This window comes from Sphingomonas sp. TDK1, from assembly GCF_001650735.1.
In the GTDB taxonomy this organism is placed as follows: domain Bacteria; phylum Pseudomonadota; class Alphaproteobacteria; order Sphingomonadales; family Sphingomonadaceae; genus Sphingomonas.
In genome coordinates this window covers 82,769-104,911 of sequence record NZ_LXVY01000003.1, presented here as the reverse complement: position 1 = coordinate 104,911, position 22,143 = coordinate 82,769, and the positions used below count along the sequence as shown (strand labels likewise).

The window sequence follows — 22,143 nt, the reverse complement described above, 5'->3', positions numbered from 1 at the left end:
TCAAAAGCTCCTTGCGACGTTGACGATGCGCAGCTGGGTGAAGTCTTCCATGCCCTCCAGCCCGTTCTGCAGGCCCAGGCCGGATTCCTTCGCGCCGCCGAAGGGCACGTCATAGGGCAGCGACATGTGCCGGTTGACCCATACCGTGCCGCTCTGGATCCGCGACGCAACCGCGATGCCGCGCGCGACGTCGCCGGTCCAGATCGATCCGCCCAGGCCGAACTCGCTGTTGTTCGCCTCGGCGATCACGTCTTCCACGCTTTCATAGCCGAGCACCGGCAGCGCCGGGCCGAACTGTTCCTCGCGCACCAGCCTGGCGGTCAGCGGCAGGTCGCGCACGATCGTGGGCGCGATGAAATAGCCGCGGCCCAGCGCCTCGCCGCCGGTGAGGATCGTGCCCCCCTCGTCACGGGCGCTCTGGATGAAGCCGAGCACCTTCTCGAACTGCATCTTGTTCTGGACCGGGCCGATGGTGGTGGCAGGATCGAGCCCGTCGCCCAGCACCGCCGCCCGGGCGAGCGCCGCGAGCCCATCGCTCACCGCATCGAGCATCGCGGTCGGCGCATAGATGCGCTTGGCGGCATAGCAAACCTGGCCGGCGTTGATCATCGCGGCCGCGAAGATGCGCGGCAGCACCACGTCGAGATCGGCGTCGTCGAGGATGATCGCGGCGTCGTTCCCGCCCAGTTCCAGGGTGAATCGCTTCATCGTGCCGGAGGCGCTCGTCAGCACCTTCTTGCCCGTGGGGGTCGAACCGGTGAAGCTGACATGCGCGATGTCGGGATGGCTGGTGAGCAGCGGGCCGAGATCATTGGCATCGGTCAGCGTCTGGAACACGCCCGCAGGAAGGATGGTGCTGGCGATCTCGCCGAGCAGCAGCGTGGCGAGCGGGGTGGTCGGCGCCGGCTTGGAGATGACCGTGTTGCCGGTGATCAGCGCCGGACCGAGCTTGAAGGACAGGAGCGTCATCGGCCGGTTCCACGGCGTGATCGCCACCACCACGCCCTGGGCATAGCGCTGGCCGACGATCAGCTCGAGCTCGGTATCGCGGCGCACCTCGTCCTCGAGCCGCTGGTCCGCAAAGTGACGGATCGCGCCGGCGGCGATACCCACCTCGCGGCGGCATTCGGCGATAGGCCCGCCGCGCTCGCGCGTGAGCACCGTGGCAAGGTCGTCCACCCGCGCATCAATTGCGTCGGCAAGCGCGTGCAGATAGGGCTTGCGACCTTCATAGCCGAGCGCTTCCCACGCCGGCTGGGCGGCCTTGGCAGCAGCGATCGCCTGTTCGGCCTGCGCCACGCTGGCGCGCGGGGCCTGCGCGAACACCGCGCCGGTGGTGGGATCGAAAACGTCGAGCTGCGCGTCGCCGGGGACGAGCTTGCCGTCGATCAGCAGATGGCGGACGGCGGCGGGGTCGAAGGTGGTGGCGTCAGGGGCAGGCATGGGACTCTCCCATAAAATTCGAAACGGGAGCCCCGATCTGGTACGGGAGCCCGCCCCCCCGGTAGACATACGCCAGTATGCGCGCCGGACGGCGCTTCACACGATTGCAAATCCCTTTGACGTCGCGTTTCCCGCCGCATACCTCCGTATGGCTTGTGCACGGATCGGATCGGCCGAGAGGTGGTTAGGTGAGTAATCGGCAAGAAGGTCTTGCGCGTGAATGAGATCCCGCTCGTCTCGATCATCGATGATGATGCGGGTGTGCGCGAGGCGCTGGCCGACCTGTTCGAGAGCAGCGGCTTGCGGACGCGCACCTTCGCCTGTGCGCGGGAATTCCTGAAGGCGGCGCTGGCGGAACAGTGCCAGTGCATCGTCAGCGACATACAGATGCCCGGCATGAGCGGCATCGAACTGTCGCGCCATCTGCGCGCAGAAGCGGTCGATACGCCGATCATCCTTATCTCCGCCTATGCCACGGACCCGATCCGCCGCAGCGCCGAAACCATGGGCGTCTCCTGCGTATTGGCCAAGCCGTTCGATCCGATGGAACTGCTCTCCTGCGTGGAATCGGTGCTGCCGTCCCTTTGACGGATAGGGTGCCCCCACCCCTGGATGGGCGCGCGAATACCTACGTATACTGCCATCGGCACGATGCGCACGGTAAACAGAAGGGGTCGGGCGGCATTGCCCCCTGCCCCCCAGCCGCCCGACACCCCTTGATCGAAAGTGAACGTTTCCGCGCTGCCGCATTACGCGTATAAGCGGCGGCGATGCAGGAAGGGGGATCAACATCCGCAACTATGGGCGCGCCGACGGCCGACCCCTCCTTGCCCTGGCAATTCGCCGATGTGGTCCCGCATCTCCTGTTTCGCGCCGATCTGGACGGTCGTGTCGACTTTCTGAACCGCTGGTACACCGAGCTTACCGGGCATGATCGCGCCGCAGCCTTGCGGGACCGGAACTGGACCGACAGGCTCCACCCCGACGACCTTCCACGCTTCGAAGCCGCCTTCGCAGAAGCGCGTGCCACCAACCGCCGCCTCCAGGTCCGCGCCCGCCTGCGCTATGCCGATGGGCTTCATCGCTGGATGCTGATCGTCGCCGAGCGCAAGCAGGACGCCGGGGGCGGCATGCCGGATGCCTGGTATGGCTGCTGCTCGGAAATCGACAGCGAGATGCGCGCTCAGGAAGAGGTGCGCGACCTTGCCGCAACGCTGGAGGCGCGCGTGGAGCAGCAGACTGCGGCGCTGGCGCGCGAGGAGGCGCGCTATGCCAGCCTGTTCGCGGTGAGCCGTATTGCGTTTGCAGAGCAGGATTTTGCCGCCCCTGCCCGCGTGCTGAACCAGCTGAAGCGCGACGGCGTGACCGACTTGGCGGCGCATATGGCCCAGCACCCGGACCTGCTCGCCCACTGCGTCGCCTCGGTCGAGAACGTATCCGTCAACGAGGCCTGCGCGCGGATGCTCGGCTTCATGGGCGTGGACTCCGTTGTGGATCGCCCCGTGGAAGATACCGCGGAAGATATCGAGGCCGTGCTGCTGCGCCAGTTCGAGATGATCTTCTATGGCTGGGACAATGTCGAGGGCCGGGTGGTGCTGATCGGCGAAGGCGGCCGCCGCGTGCCGACATTCTACACCGTCACCCGCCTTGCGGACGAGCGGCAGCTCTCCAGCCTGATCGATGTCAGCAGCCAGGAGAAAATTGAGGAAATGCGCGCCGCCGCCCAGGCCGAGCTCGCGCGCGCCAATCGAGTCGCGACCGTCGGCGCGATGTCGGCGTCGATAGCGCACGAACTGAACCAGCCGATCGCGGCGATGCGGATGGACGCGACAACGGGACTACGCTGGCTGCAGCGCGAGCCGCCCAACATCGCGGCAGGCATCAAGTCGCTCGAACGGTTGAACGACGCAATCGAGCGGGTTGCGGGAATCATCGCGCACACGCGCGACCAAATTTCCGGCGGCGCGCGCGAATGGGCGCCGGTGGACCTTACCGCGATCGCCCGCCAGAGCCGCGATCTGCTCGCCCGCGAACTGCGCGCAGCCGGCGTCTCGCTCGCGCTCGACTGCTATCCGGTCCCGCCGGTGCTGGGCGATGCGATCGATTTGCAGCAGGTGTGCATCAACCTGATGAACAATGCGATCGACGCAATGCGGGCCACCCACCCCGCCAAACGCCTGCTCGCGATGGAGGTCCGCGCCGTGGAGGGCAGCGTCCGGGTATCGATCGCGGATCGCGGCAGCGGCATCGCCGACCCCGACAAGCTGTTCCAGCCTTTCTTCACCACCAAGGCGAACGGCGTGGGGCTGGGGCTGCAGATCTGCCTGTCCACCATCCAACGCTTCGGCGGCACCCTCACCGCCGCCAACCGGCCCGAAGGGGGCGCGGTATTCGTCTTCACGATGCCGATGGCCGGCGTGGAAGAAGCAGCACAATAGCGGTGCGCGCGGGACCGCGCATCGCGGGGCCCGCAGCATCGGGCCTTTGCAAGCGCCGACCGTCAACGCCAAGCCGATCCACCGATCCGCACCGCCCGGCGGACCACCCGCAAGCGCCGTTGCATCCCCATGCGCGGGCGCTAGGCTGACGTGGAAAATCGGGGAAGGACAAATGGAAGAAGAGGAAACGGTATCGCAGCACGACGGCGCGTCCATGCTTTACGACTATTTCAAGCACCTCACGTCGCTCTGCCTCTTCTCCCTCGCAGGCGTGGCGGCGCTTTCGGAGAAGGTGCATGGCCGCTCCACCATGCTCGTGCTGATGGCGCTGCTGGTGATCGGCGCGACGGCGTTTGGCTCCTTCCTCGCCACAGGATTGATCGTGGCCTCGAAAACGGGCGGCAAGCCACTCGATCGCAGCATCCATTTCTATCGCACCGGCGCGCCGGCGTTGCTGTCCTTCGGGATCGGGGTGTTCCTCTACGTCTTCGTGACGTCGATGAAATCCTGACGGTCCCGGAGGCCGGACTCCTTCGCATCCGCCGCCGCCCCGGCCGGTCGCCGAAGCCCCGCTGCTTTCTTCCTGCTTGGAACATGGAAAACGAGATGCGGGGCACAGGATCGGGCCGGGACGGCGGCGGGTCGGACGCCCGAAGGCGTCGCGAGCCCTAGAAGAAGGTGATGACGGTGCGCGCCACGGCGCCGTGCTTCAGATCCTCATATGCCTCGTTGATCTCGATGATGTTGACTTCGCGCGAGACCAGATCGTCCAGGTTGAACCGCCCCTGCAGGTACAGGTCCGCATACATCGGGATATCGTGCTTGATGTTGCTCGATCCCATGTAGACGCCGCGAAGGTCCACCTGGCGCACGATCAGGTCCAAGCCCGAAACCGCCATGCTCACGCCCGGCCGATGCAGGCCGACGAGATAGGCGCCGCCGCCCTTGCGGACCATCGCGACCGCCTGTTCGGACGTCGGCACCAGGCCGATGATCTCGAACGCATGGTCGACGCCCGCCGGGAACAGCGCACGCACGGCCTCCAGCGGATCGGTGTCGCGCGCGTTGACGAAGTCCGTCGCGCCGAACTTGCGGGCAAGCGCTTCCTTCTGCGGCTGGGCGTCGATGGCGATGATGTGCGCCGCACCGGCCAGCTTCGCCCCGGCGATCGCGTTCAATCCTACCCCGCCCGCGCCGATCACCACCACGCTATCGCCCGGGCGGACATGCGCGGTGTTGATCGCGGCCCCCGCGCCGGTGATGACGCTGCAGCCGAGCAGAGAGGCTTGCGGAAAGGGCACTTCCTTGGGCACCTTAACCAGCTGGTTCTGGTGGACCAGCGCCATCTCGGCAAAGGCCGCGGTGCCCCAGCCGGTATAGACCGGCTTGCCATCCGCATCCCGGGTAAGCCGCTGACCATCCTCGACGGGGCGCATCGTCTCTTCGGGATGGTCGCACTGGTAGGTGCGGCCGTCGAGACATGGAAAACAGTGTCCGCAAAACTGGACGAGCGAACCGACGACATGGTCGCCGACGGCGAACTCGGTCACGTCCGGGCCCAACGCCTTCACGATGCCCGCCAGTTCGTGCCCCAGCACGGCGGGCAGCGGCGTGCCGTAATTCGCCTCCGCCAGATGCAGATCCGAGTGACAGAGGCCGGCGGCCTTTACGTCCACCAGCACCTCATGGCCCTTGGGCGTGTCGATCGTGACCTGCTCGATGTCGAAGCGGCCGTTGTTCGCGTTGAGGATGGCAGCCTTCATGGTCGGAATCCTTTGGATGCGGCGCGAAACCGATGCCGCGGTTGTGCGCGGCGCCGGCCGCACCCGCCATCACGCCCGCGTATCCCGCCTCCTCCACCTCGGTATGGCTTGCTGCGCCACGCACCCGCTCGGAAACCCTAAACGCCCGTATGCCACCGCCAACCCATGCGTAGGATGGAGCATTCTCGCCGCTCGGTGCTTATGATCGCGAAACTTCAGGAGACCGAAGATGCGCGTGAACTATGCCCGCAATGCCGGCCGCCCCTGGGCGGTTCGGATCCTGCTCGACAGCCCCCAACCCCGCAGCCCGCGCCGCGCGCAGGCGATGCCGTTCGAGGAAGTCACCGCGAAGCGGACGACCGCTCCTACCGCCGTATGATGGCGCGTCAGTCCCCTGCCCCTAAGCTTTGGGGAAACCGCAAGGGACTGACATCATGCAAAAGCTCGCCGCAGAAATCATCGACGCCCATGGTGGTCTGGACAGCTGGAAGCGCCACGACAGCCTCACCGCGCATCTGCGCCAGGGCGGCGTGCTTTGGCCGCTCAAGGGGCAGGCCGGCGTGCTGGACGAGACCAGCGTTACCGTCAGCCTGCGCGAGATCCATGCGAGCCACAGCCCTTTCGGCACCATCGCGGCGCGTTCGGACTATCGCCCTGCCCGGGTGGCCCTGCTCGAAGCCGACGGCGCGGAAGTCGTCGCGCTGGACCAGCCGCGCGCGTCCTTCGACGGTCACACGCTCGAAACGCCGTGGACCCCAATCCAGCTCGCCTATTTCGCGGGCTGCGCGATGTGGACCTATTTCAACATGCCGTTCCTGCTCGCCTGGGACGGCGTGGAAACCGAGGAGCTGGCGCCGTGGGACGAGGACGGCCAGCGCTTGCGCCGCCTGCGGGTGACGCTGCCCCCTGCCATCGTCAGCCACAGCAGCGTGCAGACGCTGTACGTCACCGATGAGGGACTTCTCGCCCGGCACGACTATGACGTGGAGATCGCCGGCGGCACCCCGGGCGCCCATTACATCAGCGGCTATACCGGGGTGGATGGCATCCGCCTGCCCACCCGTCGTCGCATCTATCCGCGCCAGCCCGACGGCCAGCGCGTGCCGGAACCGCTGGTCGTGTCGATCGACATCGACAATTACGTGTTCGGCTGAACCATGCCGGACGCCGATATCACCCTCCGCCCCGAGCCGCCGGTCCATGCCCGGGAGGACCAGATCTTCCCGCGCCTCGGACAGCCGCTGATCGCGCGGATCGCCGCCTATGGCGCGGAGGAATCCCCGGCGTCCGACACCCTGTTGTTTGGCCGCGGCGACCGCGGGCCCGACTTTTTCGTGGTCCTGGCCGGCGCGATCGACCTGTTCGATGCCGATGGCGGCTATGTCCGCAGCTATCTGCCCGGCCAGTTCAGCGGCGAGTTGCACCTGTTCAGCGGCCGCGCCTCGTTGCTGGACGGGCGCGCGGCCAAGGGGACGCGACTGCTTCGCCTCGCCCCCGATGCCTTTCGCCGCATGGCTTCGGCCGAACCCGATATCGGCGAAATGGTCATGCGCGCCTTCATCCTGCGGCGCGTGGACCTGCTCGCCACCGGGTCGGGCGGCATCACGCTGGTCGGCTCCGCCGAAGACCCGGAAACGCACCGGATCCGCGAGTTCCTGACCCGCAACGCCCATCCCCACCGCTTCGTGGATCTGCGTGACCCCGCCGCGCCCGAGGCGCTTACGGCCGAAGAACTGCCGGCGGTGCTGATGCCGGAAGGCCGGGTGCTCTCTCGCCCCAGCTCGGCGCAGCTGGCCGACCTGCTCGGCCTGAACGCGATGCCCGAAGGCGGCGCGACCTATGATCTGGTCGTCGTCGGCGCGGGGCCGGCGGGCCTCGCCGCTGCCGTCTATGGCGCGTCCGAAGGCCTTTCCACTTTCGTCGTCGAGGCCGAAGCGCCCGGCGGCCAGGCCGGCACCAGCAGCCGCATCGAAAATTATCTGGGCTTTCCCACCGGCATTTCCGGCCAGGCGCTGGCAGGCCGCGCGATCACCCAGGCGCACAAGTTCGGCGCGGTCCTTCGCGTCTCCGCCCGTGCGGAGCATCTCGATTGCAGCAGCCGTCCGTTCCGCATCGCGCTTGCGGGCGGCGAGACGGTGCAGGCCCGCGCGGTGGTGATCGCCACCGGCGCGCGCTACCGTCGGCTCGATCTGCCGGGTTATGCGGCGCTCGAAGGATGCGGCGTCTATTATGCCGCCACGCCGATGGAAGCGCAGCTCTGCGCCGGCGCCGAAGTGGTGGTGGTCGGCGGCGGCAATTCCGCAGGCCAGGCGGCGATGTTCCTGTCGCGCAGCTGCGCCAAGGTCCATATCCTCGTGCGGGGGCCAGGGCTCGCCGCCACCATGTCGGACTATCTCGTCCAGCGCATCGCCAATAGCGCCAATGTCCAGCTCCACCCCTTTTGCGAGGTGACCAGCGTGGAGGGCAGCGAGTTCCTCACCCGCCTGCGCTGGCGCGACCGCGCCAACGACACGACCGAAACCCGCGACGTGCGCGGCCTGTTCGTGATGATCGGCGCCGCCCCCAATACCGAATGGGTTTCGGACTGCCTGACCCTGGACCCGGCCGGCTTCGTGCCGACGGGGCTGGACGCCGAGGGCCGCCCCCTCGCCTCGCCCTATGCCACCACCATCGACGGCGTGTTCGCGGTGGGCGACGTGCGCGCCGGTTCGGTCAAGCGGGTGGCCTCGGGCGTGGGCGAAGGGGCCGCCGTCGTGTCGGCGGTGCATCGCCATCTCGCAGGCTGAGCGCCCCCATGTACCTCGGTTCGTCCTGGTGATAGCAGGGCCGACATCGCGCTGCGCCCGGTAGCGCGCGGGGTTCGGGGAACGCACGTGCAGCGAGTACCAGCGCAACTGCTGGACCTATCGAGCGAAAGCATCGTCTCCACGGCCGGTGGCGCGACGATCACCAGCTGGAATCTCGCGGCGACCGCGCTGTACGGCTGGCAGCCGGGCGAGGCGCTGGGGCGTTCGCTCGCGCAGCTCGTCGGCGAATATCCCCCGGAGGCGTTGGAAAGCGTGATCGCGCGCGGCCTGTGGGAAGGCCATATCGAACGCCGGCGTCGCGATCGTTCGACCTGCACGGTGCGGGTCCGGCTGGCGCGTGCCGAGGACGACGAATGGATGGAGGTTTCCTCCGTCGTCGAGGCCGCCCACCCCGCCGAGGTGGCGCTCGCGGCCAGCGAGTATCGCTACCGCAACCTGTTCGGCGCGGTCGCCGCATCCTTCTGGGAATTGGATTTCAGCGGCGTGGGCGCGATGTTGCGCCAATTGCGCGAACAGGGCGTGACGGACCTGCCGGGCCATCTCCGCGCCAACCCCGCCCTTGTCCGCGCGATGATGCGCGCCAGCCGGATCGTCGACACCAACGACCGCTCGATCGAGATGTTCGGCCCCGGCACCAAGCGCGACCTGATCGCGACACCGCTGGACCAATATTGGCCCGAATCCAGTACCCGGGAATTCACCGAGAGCATCCTTTCGGCGATCGGCGGCAGATCCCGGCACGTTGCCGAAACGCGGATGCGCGCCCGCGACGGTCGCGAATTCGATGCGCTGTTCACCGTGTCCTTCCTGCCCGGCACGGTGGGCAACGGCACGCTGCTGGTGGGCTTCACCGACATTTCGGATCGGGTGCAGGCCACCCGCCAGCTGGGCGAAGCGAGCACGCGGCGGAAAATGCTGATGGACGTGCCCACCATCGCGCTTTCCGAACTGGCGGCGCCGGATGTGCGGGGGGTTTTCCAGCGGCTGCGCGAGGCGGGTGTCACCGATCTCCACGCCTATATCGACGCGCATCCGGATTTCGTCGACAAGGTGGTGGCCAGCCTGCGATTCACCGCCGTCAACGACGCGACCGTCCGACTGTTCGGCGCGCGCTCCGCGGAGGATTTGATCGGGCGGCCGCTCACCGGCATCGTGCAGCCGGGCTGCGAGGTGATGCGCCGGTCGATCGAGGGCTCGTTCGCCCGCGAGCTGGTGTTCCAGAGCGAGATCCGCATGTTCCGGCTGGACGGCACGCCGGTCGACACGCTGTTCTGCCGCGTCTCCAACCCCGATCCGAACAGCGCCGAGGTGCTGGTCGCCCAGATCGACATCAGCGAGCAGGTGCGCGCGCGCGAAGAGATCGACCGGATGCGGCAGGAAGCGGCCCATGCCTCGCGCATCGCCCTGCTCGGCCAGCTGGCCGCCTCGATCGTCCACGAGATCAGCCAGCCGGTGACCGCCATCGCGATGCACGCCGCTGCGGCCGAGCGGCTGGCCAAGGCACCGGTGCCGCCGGTGGAGAAGCTGTCCAAGATCACCGGCCAGATCGGCCAGAATGCGTTGCGCGTGGGCGAGATCATCCAGCGCATCCGCTCGCTCGCGGCCAATCGCGAAATCCCGATGGTCCAGCTGTCGATCGCGGACATCGTCGCGGAAACCCGGATGCTGCTGCGCCAGGAACTGACGGAAAAGGGCGTGCAGGTCACCGTGATCCGCGATGCGGTCCTGCCGGATATCTGCGGCGACAGGATTCAGCTCCAGCAGGTGTTGGCCAATCTGATGGTCAACGCAATCCAGGCGATGGATAGCGCGCCGCGCCGCGATCGCCGGATCACCATGGCGCTACGGGCAAGCGACGACCTCGTATCGGTGGAGGTTGCCGATACCGGCCCGGGCCTTTCCGCCGCCTTCCATGCGGAGCCGTTCCAGACGTTCCGCACCACCAAGCCGGACGGTCTCGGCATCGGCCTCACCATCTGCCGCTCGATCGCGGAAGCGCATGGCGGGCGGCTGGAAGTCCGCGACCGCGTTCCCGGCCCCGGTGCCGCCTTTACCCTGGTGCTGCCGGCGGCTGGCTCCGAGCGCTGAGTGCAAGCCCATACCGGGGTTCATATCGTCGGTGACAGCCCGGATCCCCAAGCTGTGCGGCAAGGAGATTTGCCATGCACACCCATGCCACCGCCCCCACCCAGTTCATCGAAGCCAATGGCGTCCGCTATGCCTATCGCCGCTTCGGAACGCCCTCGGGCACGCCGATCGTGCTGCTCCAGCACTTCACCGGCGGACTCGACCATTGGGACCCCGCCTTCACCGACGGGCTGGCCGCCGATCGCGAAGTGATCCTGGTCAACAACGCCGGTGTCGGCGCCTCGACCGGTGAGACGCCGCAGACCATCGAAGGCATGGCCGACTGCATCCGGGACTTTGTCGACGCGCTGGCGCTGAAGCAGTTCGACCTGCTCGGCTTCTCGATGGGCGGCATGGTCGCGCAGGCCTATGCCAAGAACCATTCCGATCGCATCCGCCGGTTGATCCTGGTCGGCACCAGCCCGCGCGGCGGCGATCCGACGCCGTTCGGCGCGGAAGTGTCGCAGCGCGCCCGCGGCAATGCCGGCGAAGAGGAAATGGCGTGGCTGTTCTTCGGCCATTCGGACGCAGGCCGCGCCGCCGCCGCGCGCTACTGGGCGCGGCGCCACGCCCGCACCGAGGATCGCGATCCGCCGAGCGAGATGCCGACGATCCTGGCGCAGGTCGCCGCCGGCCGCGACTGGCTGGTGCCGCATGGCGAGCGCTTCGCCGATCTCGCCCGGATTACCGTCCCCACGCTGGTCGCCAATGGCCATACCGACGTGATGCTGCCGACGATCAACTCCTTCTACCTGCAGCAGCACCTGCCGAACGCGCAGCTGATCCTGTACCCGGATTCGGGCCATGCCCCGCACTTCCAGTATCCGGAGCAGTTCCTGGCGCATGCCAAGCTGTTCCTGGAAGGCTGAGCACGCTTCCGGCTGGAGCCACGCGCGGCGGGGGACCATTGTCCCCCGCCGTTCCTGTATACGTCACTCGACGGTGACGGATTTCGCCAGGTTGCGCGGCTGATCGACATCGGTGCCCTTGGCGACGGCGACGTGATAGGCGAGCAGCTGCACCGGCACCGCATAGACGAGCGGCGCGATCAGCGGGTGGACCTTGGGCATGGTGATGGTGGCGATGCAGCCGTCGCCCGCCGCCTGGATCCCGTCATAGTCCGAGATCAGCACCACCTTGCCGCCGCGCGCCTGCACCTCCTGCATGTTGCTGACGGTCTTGTCGAACAGCGGACCCGAGGGGGCGATGACGATCACCGGCACGGCATCGTCGATCAGCGCGATCGGCCCGTGCTTCATCTCGCCCGCGGCATAGCCCTCGGCGTGGATATAGCTGATTTCCTTCAGCTTCAGCGCGCCTTCCAGCGCCAGCGGGTAATCGGTGCCGCGCCCCAGATAGAGCACGTCGCGCGCCGCCGCGATTACGCCGGCCATCGCCTGGATCGATTCGTCATAGGCGAGCGCGGCGTTGAGCGAGGCCGGCGCCTCGGCCAGATGGCGGACGATGCGGCGTTCCTCGGCCTCGTCGAGCTTGCCCTTGGCGCGGGCGAGATTGGCGGCCAGCGCCGCGAGTACCGCCAGCTGGCAGGTGAAGGCCTTGGTCGAGGCGACGCCGATTTCCGGGCCGGCATGGGTCGGCAGCAGCAGATCCGCCTCGCGTGCCATCGAGCTGGTCGGCACGTTGACCACGGCGGCGATCGTCTGCCCTTCGCTGCGCGCGTGGCGGAGCGCGGCGAGCGTGTCCGCCGTCTCGCCCGACTGGCTGATCACGATCATCAGCCCGCCCTCTTCCATCACCGGCGCGCGGTAGCGGAATTCGGAGGCGACATCGATGTCCACCGGCACGCGGGCGAACTGCTCGAACCAGTATTTCGCGACCATGCCGGCATAATAGCTGGTGCCGCAGGCGACGATGGTGACGCGCTTGATCGCCGAGAGATCGAACTCCGGGATCGGCAGCGTGATCTTCTCTTCCATGCGCTGGAGGTAGGAACGCAGCGTCTGCGCCACGACGATCGGCTGCTCGTAGATCTCCTTCAGCATGTAATGCCGATGGTTGCCCTTGGAGATCAGCTCGCCGGTGACGCCGGAGATGGTGATCGGCCGCTCGACAGGATTGTTGTCCTTGTCGAAGATATCCGCGCCGTCCTTGGTGATGACGACCCAGTCACCCTCTTCCAGATAGGCGATGCGCTGGGTGAGCGGCGCCAGCGCCAGCGCGTCCGAGCCGAGATAGGTCTCGCCCTCGCCATAGCCGACGACCAGCGGCGAACCAAGCCGCGCGCCGATCAGCAGATCGGGATGCTGGCGGAACAGGATGGCAAGCGCGAAGGCGCCGTGCAGGCGCGGCAGCACGTCGCGCACCGCATCGGCAGGCGCCATGCCCGCCTCGACCTTCTCGCTCACCAGGTGGGCGACGACCTCGGTGTCGGTCTCGCTGGTGAAGGTGCGGCCACGGGCGGTCAGTTCCTCGCGCAGTGCCTTGAAATTCTCGATGATGCCGTTGTGGACGAGCGCGACTTCGCCGGTGGCGTGCGGGTGCGCGTTGTTGGTCGTCGGGCCGCCATGCGTCGCCCAGCGGGTGTGCGCGATGCCGGTGGTACCGGGCAGCGGGTTGGCGGCAAGCTCCTTGCCGAGGTTCACCAGCTTGCCCGAGGCGCGGCGGCGCTCAATCTTCCCGTCCACGTCCGTTGCGATGCCCGCCGAATCGTAACCGCGATATTCCAGGCGCTTGAGCCCTTCGAACAGACGCTCTGCGACGTCTTCCTTACCCACGATTCCAACGATTCCGCACATGGCATCCGTCCTCCTGCCCCTGCCCTAGCGCGGGTGGGCTGCCGCGCCTAGCCACGCTTTGGTTGCGATACGCTGAACGGGCGTCTGCCCCCCAAAGGTCTGGCGCGGCGTTCCGCCTTGTTCGAAAACACGGCAACCGCCGCTGGAAGAAAGAGGACGATTCCATGTTCCGTCGAAACGCTGCCCTGCTCGCATGCCTGCTGCCCCTGGGCGCGTGCGGTGCCTCCGATCCGAGCGCCGCCCCGACCAACGGCGCGACGCAGCCCAGCCCGGCGGAGGCGGCCAAGGCCCCGGCAGTCTCGGTCGCCCCCCGGCCCAGCCCCTCGGCAACACTCGCGGCGCTGGAGCCGCGCCGTTGCGACGCGGAGATCGGCAAGGCGGCAGCGGCGCAGCGGGTCAATATCTGCCGCACCGTATCCCCTGCGACGCATCCGCCCTGCAATGCCGCCAACAGCTGCGCGATGATCGAGGACGAGATCGCCCGCAGCTGCGCGCTGTTCGACGGCGACGGCGAGCCGATGCCGGGCTGCGTGGTCGATCCCAAGAGCAGCCAGGCGGCGGCGGACGTCGTACGCCGCTACTACGCCGCCATCGACGCGCGCGACTATGGCACCGCCTGGACCCAATGGGGCGACGATGGCCGACCCGGCCAGACCTTGGCGGCGTTCGAAAAGGGCTTCGCCCACACCCGCGCGACCAGGGTGACGATCGGCGCGCTCGGCCCCAGCGAAGGCGCGGCAGGGTCGATCTATCAGACAGTGCCGGTCACGGTTGCCGCGACGCTGGACGACGGTACGGCGCAACGCTTCACCGGCAGCTATGTCGTTCGGCGGGTCAATGGCGTGGCAGGTGCCTCGGCCTCCCAGCTACGCTGGCACATCGATTCCGCGCAGTTGCGCCCCGCCCCCTCGAAGTAGCGGGCGGGCGCGATGCGTCAGTGCGGGAAATTGGTATCGTTGAAGATCCGGGCGAACTCGGCCGGATCGGGCTCGTGCCCCTGTTCCTCGCGGAAGCGCACCGCGCCCTTCTCCCACACCTCGCGGATGGCGCCGGCGATGCCCTCCGGAAACTGCATCCGCTCGACCACGATGCCGCGCCAGTCGCTCTCGCCGCCGAACGCCTCGCGCAGCGCCGGCTCGGCGGCGGTGAGCTGCGCATCGCTCTTCTCGTCGAGATGCCCAATCGCATCGAGCACATAGGCGTCGAGCAGCTTGAGAAACGGCTTGTCGGTGTAGCGATCGGTCATTTTGCGGCCTTTCGTGCCTTCATTTTCGCACGGAAGGTCGTGGCCCAGCCCTGCTTCGTCAATGTTTCCGGGCGGGTGACGGCCAGTGCATCGGACTCGACATCGCGGGTGATGACCGATCCGGCGCCGATGATCGCCCCGTCGCCGATCGCCACCGGTGCCACCAGCGCGCTGTTCGATCCGATGAACGCGCCTTCGCCGATCACTGTCTTCTGCTTGAGGAAGCCGTTGTAATTGCAGGTGATCGTGCCCGCGCCGATGTTCGTGCCGGCGCCGATGCTGGCATCGCCCAGATAGGTCAGGTGGTTGGCCTTGGCGCCCTTGCCGAGGACCGCGTTCTTCAGCTCGACGAAATTGCCGACATGGGAGTCCGCTTCCAGCACCGCGCCGGGCCGCAGCCGGGCATAGGGGCCGACGCTCGCGCCGCCGGCGATCGTCGCGCCCTCGATATGGCTGAACGCGCGCAGCACCACCCCGTCCGCCACGGTAACGCCCGGACCGAAGACCACGTTCGGCTCGATCGTCACGTCGCGGCCGATCTGCGTGTCATGGGCGAACCACACCGTTTCCGGCGCGATCAGCGTCGCGCCCTCGACCATCGCGCGGGTGCGGCGCGCCTGCTGCCATTCGGCCTCCAGCGCCGCCAGCTCACCCCGGCTGTTGACGCCGGCGACTTCGGTCGCGCCGGTCTCGATCACGGCGGCCACCCGGCCGTCGCCGTTCGCCAGCTCGACAATGTCGGTGAGGTAATATTCGCCCGCTGCGTTGTCGCTGGTCACCCGCTCGAGCAGCGCGAACAGATCGGCCCCGCGCACCGCCATCAGCCCCGAATTGCACAGGGTCACCGCGCGCTCCTCGGCACTGGCATCCTTGTACTCGACGATCTTCGACAGCCGATCGCCGTCCTCGACGATCAGCCGGCCATAGGCGCCGGGGTCGGGCGGACGGAAGCCGAGCACCACCACGGCGGGCGCATCCGCGCCATGCAGCCGCTCGACCATGCGCCGCATCGTCGCGGTGGTGACCAGCGGCACATCGCCATAGAGGATCAGCACATCGCCCTCGAAGCCCGTCAGCGCGTCTTTCGCCTGGAGCACGGCATGGCCGGTGCCGAGCTGCTCGGCCTGGTGCGCGGTCTCGGCACCCAGCGGGGTGACGGCGGCCTCGACCTGTTCGCGCCCGGCGCCCACCACCACCACCTCGCGCGCGGCGCCGAGCGCCTTCACGCTGTCGATCAGGTGGAGCAGCATCGGCCGCCCGGCGATTGGATGGAGCACCTTGTGGGTATCGGATTTCATCCGCGTGCCCTTGCCGGCGGCGAGGATGATCGCGGCGATGGGTGCAGTCACGTGGCCAGTCTCCGGTCAAATGGGGTGCAACCCCTGCCACGGTGCAGATGGCTTTTCCATAGCGATGGTGCCATGCGCGCGGCCATGTCCGCTTTCCCCTTCGCCACGATCGGCTTCGATCTCGACGGCACGCTGCTCGACAGCAGCGGCGACCTGGCCGCCACGCTGAACCATGTACTGCTGGCCGATGGGCGACCGTCGCTGCCGATGGAGCAGGTGTTGCGGATGGTGGGGCGCGGCGTCCGCACCCTCATCCGCGAGGCGGTCGAGGCCACCGGCGGCGGTGGCGAGGACGCGGTGGAACGCATGTATGCGCCGTTCGTCGCGCATTATGCCGAGCATATCGCCGAAGACACCCACCCCTATCCCGGCCTTGTCGAGGCGCTGGACGCGCTTGCGGAACGCGGCGTCACCCTCGCGGTGGTCACCAACAAGCTGGAAAGCCTCGCCCGACCGCTGCTGGAGGCGACCAGCCTGCTCCCGCGCTTCGCCTGCGTGATCGGCGGCGACACCATGGGCCCGAACACGACCAAGCCTTCCCCCGTGCCGGTGCTGGAGATGCTCCGGCGCTGCGGCGGGCCGGCGGCGTTCGTGGGCGACACGATGTTTGACGTGCAGGCCGCGCACGGCGCCGGCATCCCGGTGATCGCGTGCAGCTTCGGCTTCTCGCCGGTACCCGTGGAGACGTTGGGAGCAGAGGCCGTGATCGATTCCTTCGCCGAACTGCTGCCCGCGCTGGCGGCGCTCCGGCCAATCAGCGTTTGACAGCGCGAGGTCCCACGGCGAAACACACGCTGTCGGAAAGGGAGAGAATCCGGGAAACCGGATCGCCGAAGGAGCAACCGCCCCGGAAACTCTCAGGCAAAAGGACCTTCCGGCCACCACATTCTGGAGAGTGGCGCCCCGCGCGCCCGCCGACGGGATAGCGATCTCAGGCAAACGGACAGAAGGGGCCCGCAACCGAGTGTTTCAGGAGACGGGTTCCGTGGCGACCAAAGGCGTCGGGCCGAATGCAGGGCCGATCAGCATCACCGACGTGTTCACCATCGGCATCGGGCCATCCAGTTCGCATACCGTAGGGCCGATGCGCGCCGCGCGCGACTTCGCCGCCTGGGTGGTCGCGGACGGCCGCGCGGTGACCAAGCTGTGCTGCGAGCTGTTCGGCTCGCTGGCCCTCACCGGCAGGGGCCATGCCACCGATCGCGCCGTGGTGCTGGGGCTGGCCGGCGAGCGGCCCGACGGCGTCGACCCCGATGCGGTGGAACCGATGCTCGCGCAGATCGCCGCCGAGCGCCGCATCCTGCTGAACGGCACCGCCCCGGTGGGGTTCGATCCCGAGGCCGACCTCAAGTTCCGCAAGCGCCAGTTCCTCCCCGGCCATCCCAACGGCATGAAGCTGCGCGCCACGCTGGTCGACGGCGCGGTGCTGGAGCGGACCTATTATTCGGTCGGCGGCGGCGCGATCCGGCGTGAGGGCGAGGAAGCGGCGGCAGGCCTGTCCGCCGGCACCAACCACCCCTTCGCCAGCGCCCGTGAAATGCTGGAACGCTGCGACGAACTCGGGCTCGACATTGCCGGGCTGATGCTCGCCAACGAGCGCGGCTGGCGCGACGATGCGGCGACGCTGGCGTTCGTCGACGGCATCCATGCGGCGATGAACGCGTGCATGGACCGCGGCATGGCGCAGGACGGCATCCTGCCGGGCGGGCTGGAAGTGCCCCGCCGCGCACGCAAGCTGCACCAGAAGCTGATGGCCCGAGGCCCCCGCGTCGAGCCGGCCTCCGTGCTCGAATGGGTTAGCCTCTGGGCGCTGGCGGTGAACGAGGAAAATGCCGCGGGCGGCCGCGTCGTCACCGCCCCCACCAACGGCGCGGCGGGCGTGATCCCGGCGGTGCTGCGCTATTACGAGTGCTTCGTCGGCAACGCGACCCAGGCGGGAAGCCGCCGCCTGCTGCTCACCGCCGCCGCGATCGGCATCCTCTACAAGCGCCAGGCGTCGATTTCCGCTGCGGAAATGGGGTGCCAGGGCGAGGTCGGTGTCGCCTGTTCGATGGCGGCGGCGGGACTCGCCGCGGCGCTCGGCGGCAGCAACGCGCAGATCGAGAATGCCGCCGAGATCGGCATGGAACACAATCTGGGCCTCACCTGCGATCCGATCGGCGGGCTGGTGCAGATCCCCTGCATCGAGCGCAACACCATGGGCGCGGTGAAGGCGATCAACGCCGCGATGCTCGCGCTCCACGGCGACGGCACGCACAAGGTCTCGCTCGACGCCGTGATCGAGACGATGCGCCAGACCGGCCTCGACATGCGCTCCAAATACAAGGAGACGAGCCTCGGCGGCCTGGCGGTCAACGTCGTCGAGTGCTGAACCCGCTCAGGGCTGGGCCGGCTTGAACTCGAAGTTCATCCCCGAGACGCGGCTGGGCTGGAAGCCCTTCCAGATCGTAGAGGCGGGCGCGCCGGGGCTGAATCCCGCATAGCGGCCGCCGGGAGCGCCCGGCCATTTGCCGTCGTTCGAATTGGGCACGAGGCCGTCGATATAAGCGGCCTTGGCGTCCTCGCCCTTCACATAGCGATCGAGGAAGGCGGTGATGAAATGCGCCTGCACCGCCATCAGCCGGTCCTTGCGCCACACCGCGTCCTCGAACCAGTCGAGATCCCAGAAGCTCTCGCGCATCGCCGGCGGCGCACCGATCAGCGCGATGCTGTGTGCCGCCTCGCGGAACGTTAGCAGGTAGCGCGGCGCATGCACCGCCTGGTCGAACAGCGTGCGCACCCCCGGATCATAGCCGACGACATGGTCCTGGCTGCCGACGACGAAAAGCGTCGGCGCGCGGATCGCCGCCACGCCGGGCGCCGCCCAAAGCGGCGTGCCGTAGAGATTGCTCGCGGGCGAAATCGCCACGACCGCCTTGAGGTCCGCAACTTTCAGCGCATCGGCCTTCTCGGAACCGGCCACATAGGGTGCGAGCGCGCCACGGGTCGCCGCTGCGACCGCCGGATCCAGCGGTGCGCCGGCGGCGGTGAGCACGCCATAGCCGCCCATCGAATAGCCGATCAGCGCCGCGCGCCCTGCATCGGCCGCCGCGAAGGCACCCTGCCCGCTTCGCGCGCGCCGCTGCGCCTCGGCCGCGACGAAGGCGATGTCGAGCGGCCGGCTGGTCAGCGGGCCCGCGCGCGCGGCAGGCGTGCGGATGGTGATCGGCGGATCGCGAAAGGCGGGTGCGACCACCACATAGCCCTTGCTCGCGAGATTCTCGCCGAGCCACGACAGCACCTCGGGCGTGTTGCTATAGCCGTGGGCGAGGATGACGAGCGGGAAGCGCCCCTTGGCTGCCGCAGCGCCGGGTGTCGCCAGTCCCGGCACCTCGAACGCGACGTCCGTGCCTTTCTCGCCCGGCAACGCGGTGGAGTAGCGCGTGCCCGGTCCCTTGGCTGCGGCGGGATACCAGAGCTTGATGGGGATGTGCCGGTCGACGATGGCCGGCTTGTCTGCGCCTTGGAGCGGGTCTGCCCGCCCGGGCTGCACGAATTCCAGATCCGCGACACCGATCCCGTAGCTGCCAAGCGCCGCCAGTTCCGGCGCGTCGACGCTGGGCCGCGCCGGCGCCTGCTGGGCCCGTCCCTCCCATGAAAAGATCGCGGCTGCACACGCTGCAACCGCGACCCACCCTTTGCCGATCATTCCTGTCTCCCGATTGTGGGGCGGCGGTCTTGCCCCCGCCCCAGCGCATCGGGTGTATCAGTAATTCATGCCAAAGCGGATACCCGCATAGCGGCGGAAGTCACGCGGCAGCACCGCCTGGGTGGCGATGGTGTTCGGCGCGTTCGCAACGCTGCTGGTGTTGAAGTTCGAAGCGGTGTTCACCAGCGACTGGTAATATTGCTTGTCGAACAGGTTGTTCACGAACAGCGTCGCTTCCCAGCGGCGCTTGTGATCGCGGACGCCCACGCTCACGTTGAAGATGCTGTAGGCCGGCTGGAAGGTCTCGGGATCGCGGGCGACATAGTTCAGGCTCGACTGATACTGCCAGCTGCCCTGGAACACGCCGTTCAGCTTTTCCGTCAGCGCGGGCGTGTATTCGATGCTCGCGCTGGCCTTCCATTCCGGCGCCTGGATGGCGCGGGTGCCGGTGAGGTTCTGGTACGCCGGCTTCGACTGGACGCAGCCCTGCGCCGCGGTTTGCAGCGGGTAGCACTGCGCGACCGGGAACGAGGTGTAGGTCGCATCGAGATAGGTCGCCGCGCCGCTGATCGTCAGATCATGCAGGATGCGCGCCGCGCTCTCGAATTCCAGGCCCTTGGTGTTGAGCCCGCCGACATTGGTAAGGCGATAGTTGCTGGTGCCGTTGATCGTCTCGATCGTCTGCGCCTGCAGGTCCTTGTAGTTGGTGTCGAAATAGGTGACGTTGAAGGTCATCCGGCGACCGAAGAACTGGGTGCGAACGCCGATTTCCTTATCCTTCGACGTTTCCGGACGGATCGGGCCGGCATCGGCACGGTTCTGGTTGAAACCGGTGGTCAGATCGTAGGTCTGGCCCTTGTAGCCGGTGGCGTAGCTGCCGAAGAGCATCACGTCGCGCATCGCCTGATATTGCAGGCCCAGGCGATAGGTCGTCGCGTTGTCGCTGGCGTGACCGGACCAGCTGGCCGGAACCGCCAGGTTCTTGTCGAGGAAGCTGTACTTCACCCGCTCGTTCTGTGCGCGACCGCCGACGGTGGCGGTCAGGTTCTTGACGAACTCCCAGTCGATCTGGCCGAATGCGGCGATCTGACGCGAGCCCGAGGTCGCGAACCAGTCGGCCAGCGAGAAGACCGGACCGCGCTTGAACGGACGCTGGAAGCCGACATTCGCATAGTAGACGCCGAGGGCGTAGCGGAAGGCGTCGGTACCAGGCGACAGCAGGCGGACTTCCTGGGTGAACAGGTGCGACTTGAACGCGCCCACCTGGGTGTTGCGGCCGTACGGCCCCGGCGCGACGGTATCGTCATGGTCGACATAATCGTCCATGCGGAACTTGTCGTACGAGGTCAGGCCCAGCACCTGCATCTTGCCGATGTTGATGTCGGTGCGGAGCATGGTGCCCCAGCCCCAATATTTGGTCCCGGCGCGATCGTTGTTCGCGACCTTCTGGTTCAGCGGATCGATCTTGATGCCCGGCAGGATCACGTCGGCGGTCAGGCCCGGCTGGCCGCGCAGCAAGGCGCCCGGCGCCATGCGGATGAACGGACGGCCAACGGTGGTGTTACCGTTCAGATAGTTCGCCGATGCGGTGAAGACGACGTCCGGCGACGCCTTCCACTTCAGCTTGCCGCGCGTGCTCAGCGTCTCGCGGCCATTGACGTCCTTTCCGTCGAACACGTTGCGGACGTTGCCGCCCCAGTTGGAATAGCTGGCCGAGAAGACATAACCCAGCGTTTCGTTGATCGGGCCGGTGACGCTGAAATTGCCGCCATATTCCTTGTCGTCGGTGGCGAGCAGGTTCGCCTTGACGTGGAAATCATTGGTCGGCTGGGTGGTCATGATCTTGATGAGGCCGGCCGAGGCCGCCTTGCCGTAGAGCGTGCTCTGCGGGCCGCGCAGCACTTCGATCATCGCCACGTCGGGCAGATCGGTGAAGGCGCGTGCCTGGAAGGCAAGCGGAACGCCGTCGACAGTGACCGCGACCGAGGACTCCACGCCGATACCGAAGGCATAGGTGCCGACGCCGCGCAGCGAGACATTCGAGTTCACCGGGTTCTCGGCGGTGCGGATGGTCAGCGACGGGGCGACCTTGCCGAGGTCCTGGAAGTGGCGGACCCCCTGCGCCTCGAGCTGGGCGGGCGTGACGACCTGCACTGCGAGCGGCACGTTCTGGATGTTCTCGAAACGCTTCTGCGCCGTGGTGGTGACGATGATCTCATTGTCATCCTTCACCGGCTTCGCGGCCTGGGCCGGCGCCGTCGCTGCTTCGCGGTGCTCCTCCGCGGCGGTTGCGTGTGCGACACCGCTCAGGAACGATGCGGCGAGCGCAAGCGTACGCAACGGAAACTGGTAACCCCTCATTAATCATGCCCCTTTGGAAGGTGAACTCATCCCTCCTCTCCTATCGAGCGCCTGCGTGCTCCGTTGGCGCGCAGGTCGTTCTGTCCTCACAATTGTAGGACAAAGGGCTGATTTCCCAAATTTGCTTGATGATTATTGAGAAGGTTTGCGATATCGGATCGACAC

18 protein-coding genes and 1 riboswitch are annotated in these 22,143 nt (G+C 67.5%); of the genes, 11 read left to right on the top strand and 7 right to left on the bottom strand.

Annotated features, from left to right (window positions below; genetic code table 11):
• Positions 1-1,443, bottom strand: coding sequence for an aldehyde dehydrogenase family protein (locus A7X12_RS02580; RefSeq protein WP_064310091.1), 1,443 nt, complete (start codon positions 1,441-1,443; stop codon positions 1-3).
• A gap of 216 nt (positions 1,444-1,659) precedes the next feature.
• Here A7X12_RS02580 and A7X12_RS02575 point away from each other — a divergent pair, with 216 nt between their 5' ends.
• From A7X12_RS02575 to A7X12_RS02565, 3 genes are all read left to right on the top strand, one after another.
• Positions 1,660-2,031, top strand: coding sequence for a response regulator transcription factor (locus tag A7X12_RS02575; protein WP_064310090.1), 372 nt, complete (start codon positions 1,660-1,662; stop codon positions 2,029-2,031).
• Between the two features lie 212 nt (positions 2,032-2,243).
• Positions 2,244-3,881, top strand: coding sequence for a PAS domain-containing sensor histidine kinase (locus A7X12_RS02570; protein WP_064310089.1), 1,638 nt, complete (start codon positions 2,244-2,246; stop codon positions 3,879-3,881).
• A 172-nt stretch (positions 3,882-4,053) separates the two neighbouring features.
• Complete coding sequence (locus A7X12_RS02565; protein WP_064310088.1) at positions 4,054-4,392, top strand: hypothetical protein; 339 nt, start codon at positions 4,054-4,056, stop codon at positions 4,390-4,392.
• 157 nt (positions 4,393-4,549) lie between these two features.
• On the opposite strand, the gene A7X12_RS02560 is transcribed toward A7X12_RS02565, so the two are convergent.
• On the bottom strand, positions 4,550-5,644 hold the full coding sequence (locus tag A7X12_RS02560; RefSeq protein ID WP_064310087.1) for a Zn-dependent alcohol dehydrogenase: 1,095 nt from the start codon (positions 5,642-5,644) through the stop codon (positions 4,550-4,552).
• A gap of 229 nt (positions 5,645-5,873) precedes the next feature.
• Here A7X12_RS02560 and A7X12_RS25365 point away from each other — a divergent pair, with 229 nt between their 5' ends.
• The 5 genes from A7X12_RS25365 (at position 5,874) to A7X12_RS02540 (ending at position 11,447) form a co-directional block, all read left to right on the top strand.
• Positions 5,874-6,023 (top strand): hypothetical protein, encoded by a 150-nt coding sequence (locus A7X12_RS25365; protein WP_157105481.1) that lies wholly within the window; start codon positions 5,874-5,876, stop codon positions 6,021-6,023.
• Between the two features lie 55 nt (positions 6,024-6,078).
• On the top strand, positions 6,079-6,798 hold the full coding sequence (locus A7X12_RS02555; RefSeq protein WP_064310086.1) for a hypothetical protein: 720 nt from the start codon (positions 6,079-6,081) through the stop codon (positions 6,796-6,798).
• A gap of 3 nt (positions 6,799-6,801) precedes the next feature.
• Complete coding sequence (locus tag A7X12_RS02550; protein ID WP_064310085.1) at positions 6,802-8,430, top strand: FAD-dependent oxidoreductase; 1,629 nt, start codon at positions 6,802-6,804, stop codon at positions 8,428-8,430.
• Between the two features lie 87 nt (positions 8,431-8,517).
• Positions 8,518-10,539, top strand: coding sequence for a PAS domain-containing sensor histidine kinase (locus A7X12_RS02545; RefSeq protein WP_064310084.1), 2,022 nt, complete (start codon positions 8,518-8,520; stop codon positions 10,537-10,539).
• A 74-nt stretch (positions 10,540-10,613) separates the two neighbouring features.
• Positions 10,614-11,447: an alpha/beta fold hydrolase gene (locus A7X12_RS02540; RefSeq protein ID WP_064310083.1), complete on the top strand. Its 834-nt coding sequence runs from the start codon at positions 10,614-10,616 to the stop codon at positions 11,445-11,447.
• A gap of 63 nt (positions 11,448-11,510) precedes the next feature.
• Here the strand turns inward: A7X12_RS02540 and glmS are convergent, their stop codons facing one another.
• Positions 11,511-13,334: a glutamine--fructose-6-phosphate transaminase (isomerizing) gene (glmS, locus tag A7X12_RS02535; RefSeq protein WP_064310082.1), complete on the bottom strand. Its 1,824-nt coding sequence runs from the start codon at positions 13,332-13,334 to the stop codon at positions 11,511-11,513.
• A 164-nt stretch (positions 13,335-13,498) separates the two neighbouring features.
• Between glmS and A7X12_RS02530 the strand changes: the two genes are divergently transcribed.
• Positions 13,499-14,251, top strand: a complete 753-nt coding sequence (locus tag A7X12_RS02530) for a hypothetical protein (protein WP_064310081.1) — start codon at positions 13,499-13,501, stop codon at positions 14,249-14,251.
• Between the two features lie 17 nt (positions 14,252-14,268).
• Here A7X12_RS02530 and A7X12_RS02525 read toward each other — a convergent pair whose 3' ends face one another.
• Both A7X12_RS02525 and glmU read right to left on the bottom strand, forming a co-directional pair.
• Entirely contained in the window at positions 14,269-14,580 is a 312-nt protein-coding gene (locus A7X12_RS02525) for a hypothetical protein (RefSeq protein WP_064310080.1), read from the bottom strand.
• Entirely contained in the window at positions 14,577-15,929 is a 1,353-nt protein-coding gene (glmU, locus tag A7X12_RS02520; protein ID WP_084444987.1) for a bifunctional UDP-N-acetylglucosamine diphosphorylase/glucosamine-1-phosphate N-acetyltransferase GlmU, read from the bottom strand. Before glmU ends, A7X12_RS02525 begins: the two co-directional genes overlap by 4 nt.
• A gap of 84 nt (positions 15,930-16,013) precedes the next feature.
• Here glmU and A7X12_RS02515 point away from each other — a divergent pair, with 84 nt between their 5' ends.
• Positions 16,014-16,694: an HAD hydrolase-like protein gene (locus tag A7X12_RS02515; RefSeq protein ID WP_064310254.1), complete on the top strand. Its 681-nt coding sequence runs from the start codon at positions 16,014-16,016 to the stop codon at positions 16,692-16,694.
• Between the two features lie 28 nt (positions 16,695-16,722).
• Positions 16,723-16,812, top strand: a riboswitch (glycine riboswitch).
• A gap of 102 nt (positions 16,813-16,914) precedes the next feature.
• Complete coding sequence (locus tag A7X12_RS02510; protein ID WP_064310253.1) at positions 16,915-18,300, top strand: L-serine ammonia-lyase; 1,386 nt, start codon at positions 16,915-16,917, stop codon at positions 18,298-18,300.
• Positions 18,301-18,306: 6 nt separating this feature from the next.
• On the opposite strand, the gene A7X12_RS02505 is transcribed toward A7X12_RS02510, so the two are convergent.
• The gene (locus A7X12_RS02505) at positions 18,307-19,617 is read right to left on the bottom strand and encodes an alpha/beta hydrolase family protein (RefSeq protein ID WP_064310079.1); all 1,311 of its coding nucleotides are present in this window, start codon (positions 19,615-19,617) and stop codon (positions 18,307-18,309) included.
• Positions 19,618-19,674: 57 nt separating this feature from the next.
• Positions 19,675-21,957, bottom strand: coding sequence for a TonB-dependent receptor (locus A7X12_RS02500; protein WP_232318288.1), 2,283 nt, complete (start codon positions 21,955-21,957; stop codon positions 19,675-19,677).
• Between the last annotated feature and the right edge of the window lie 186 nt (positions 21,958-22,143).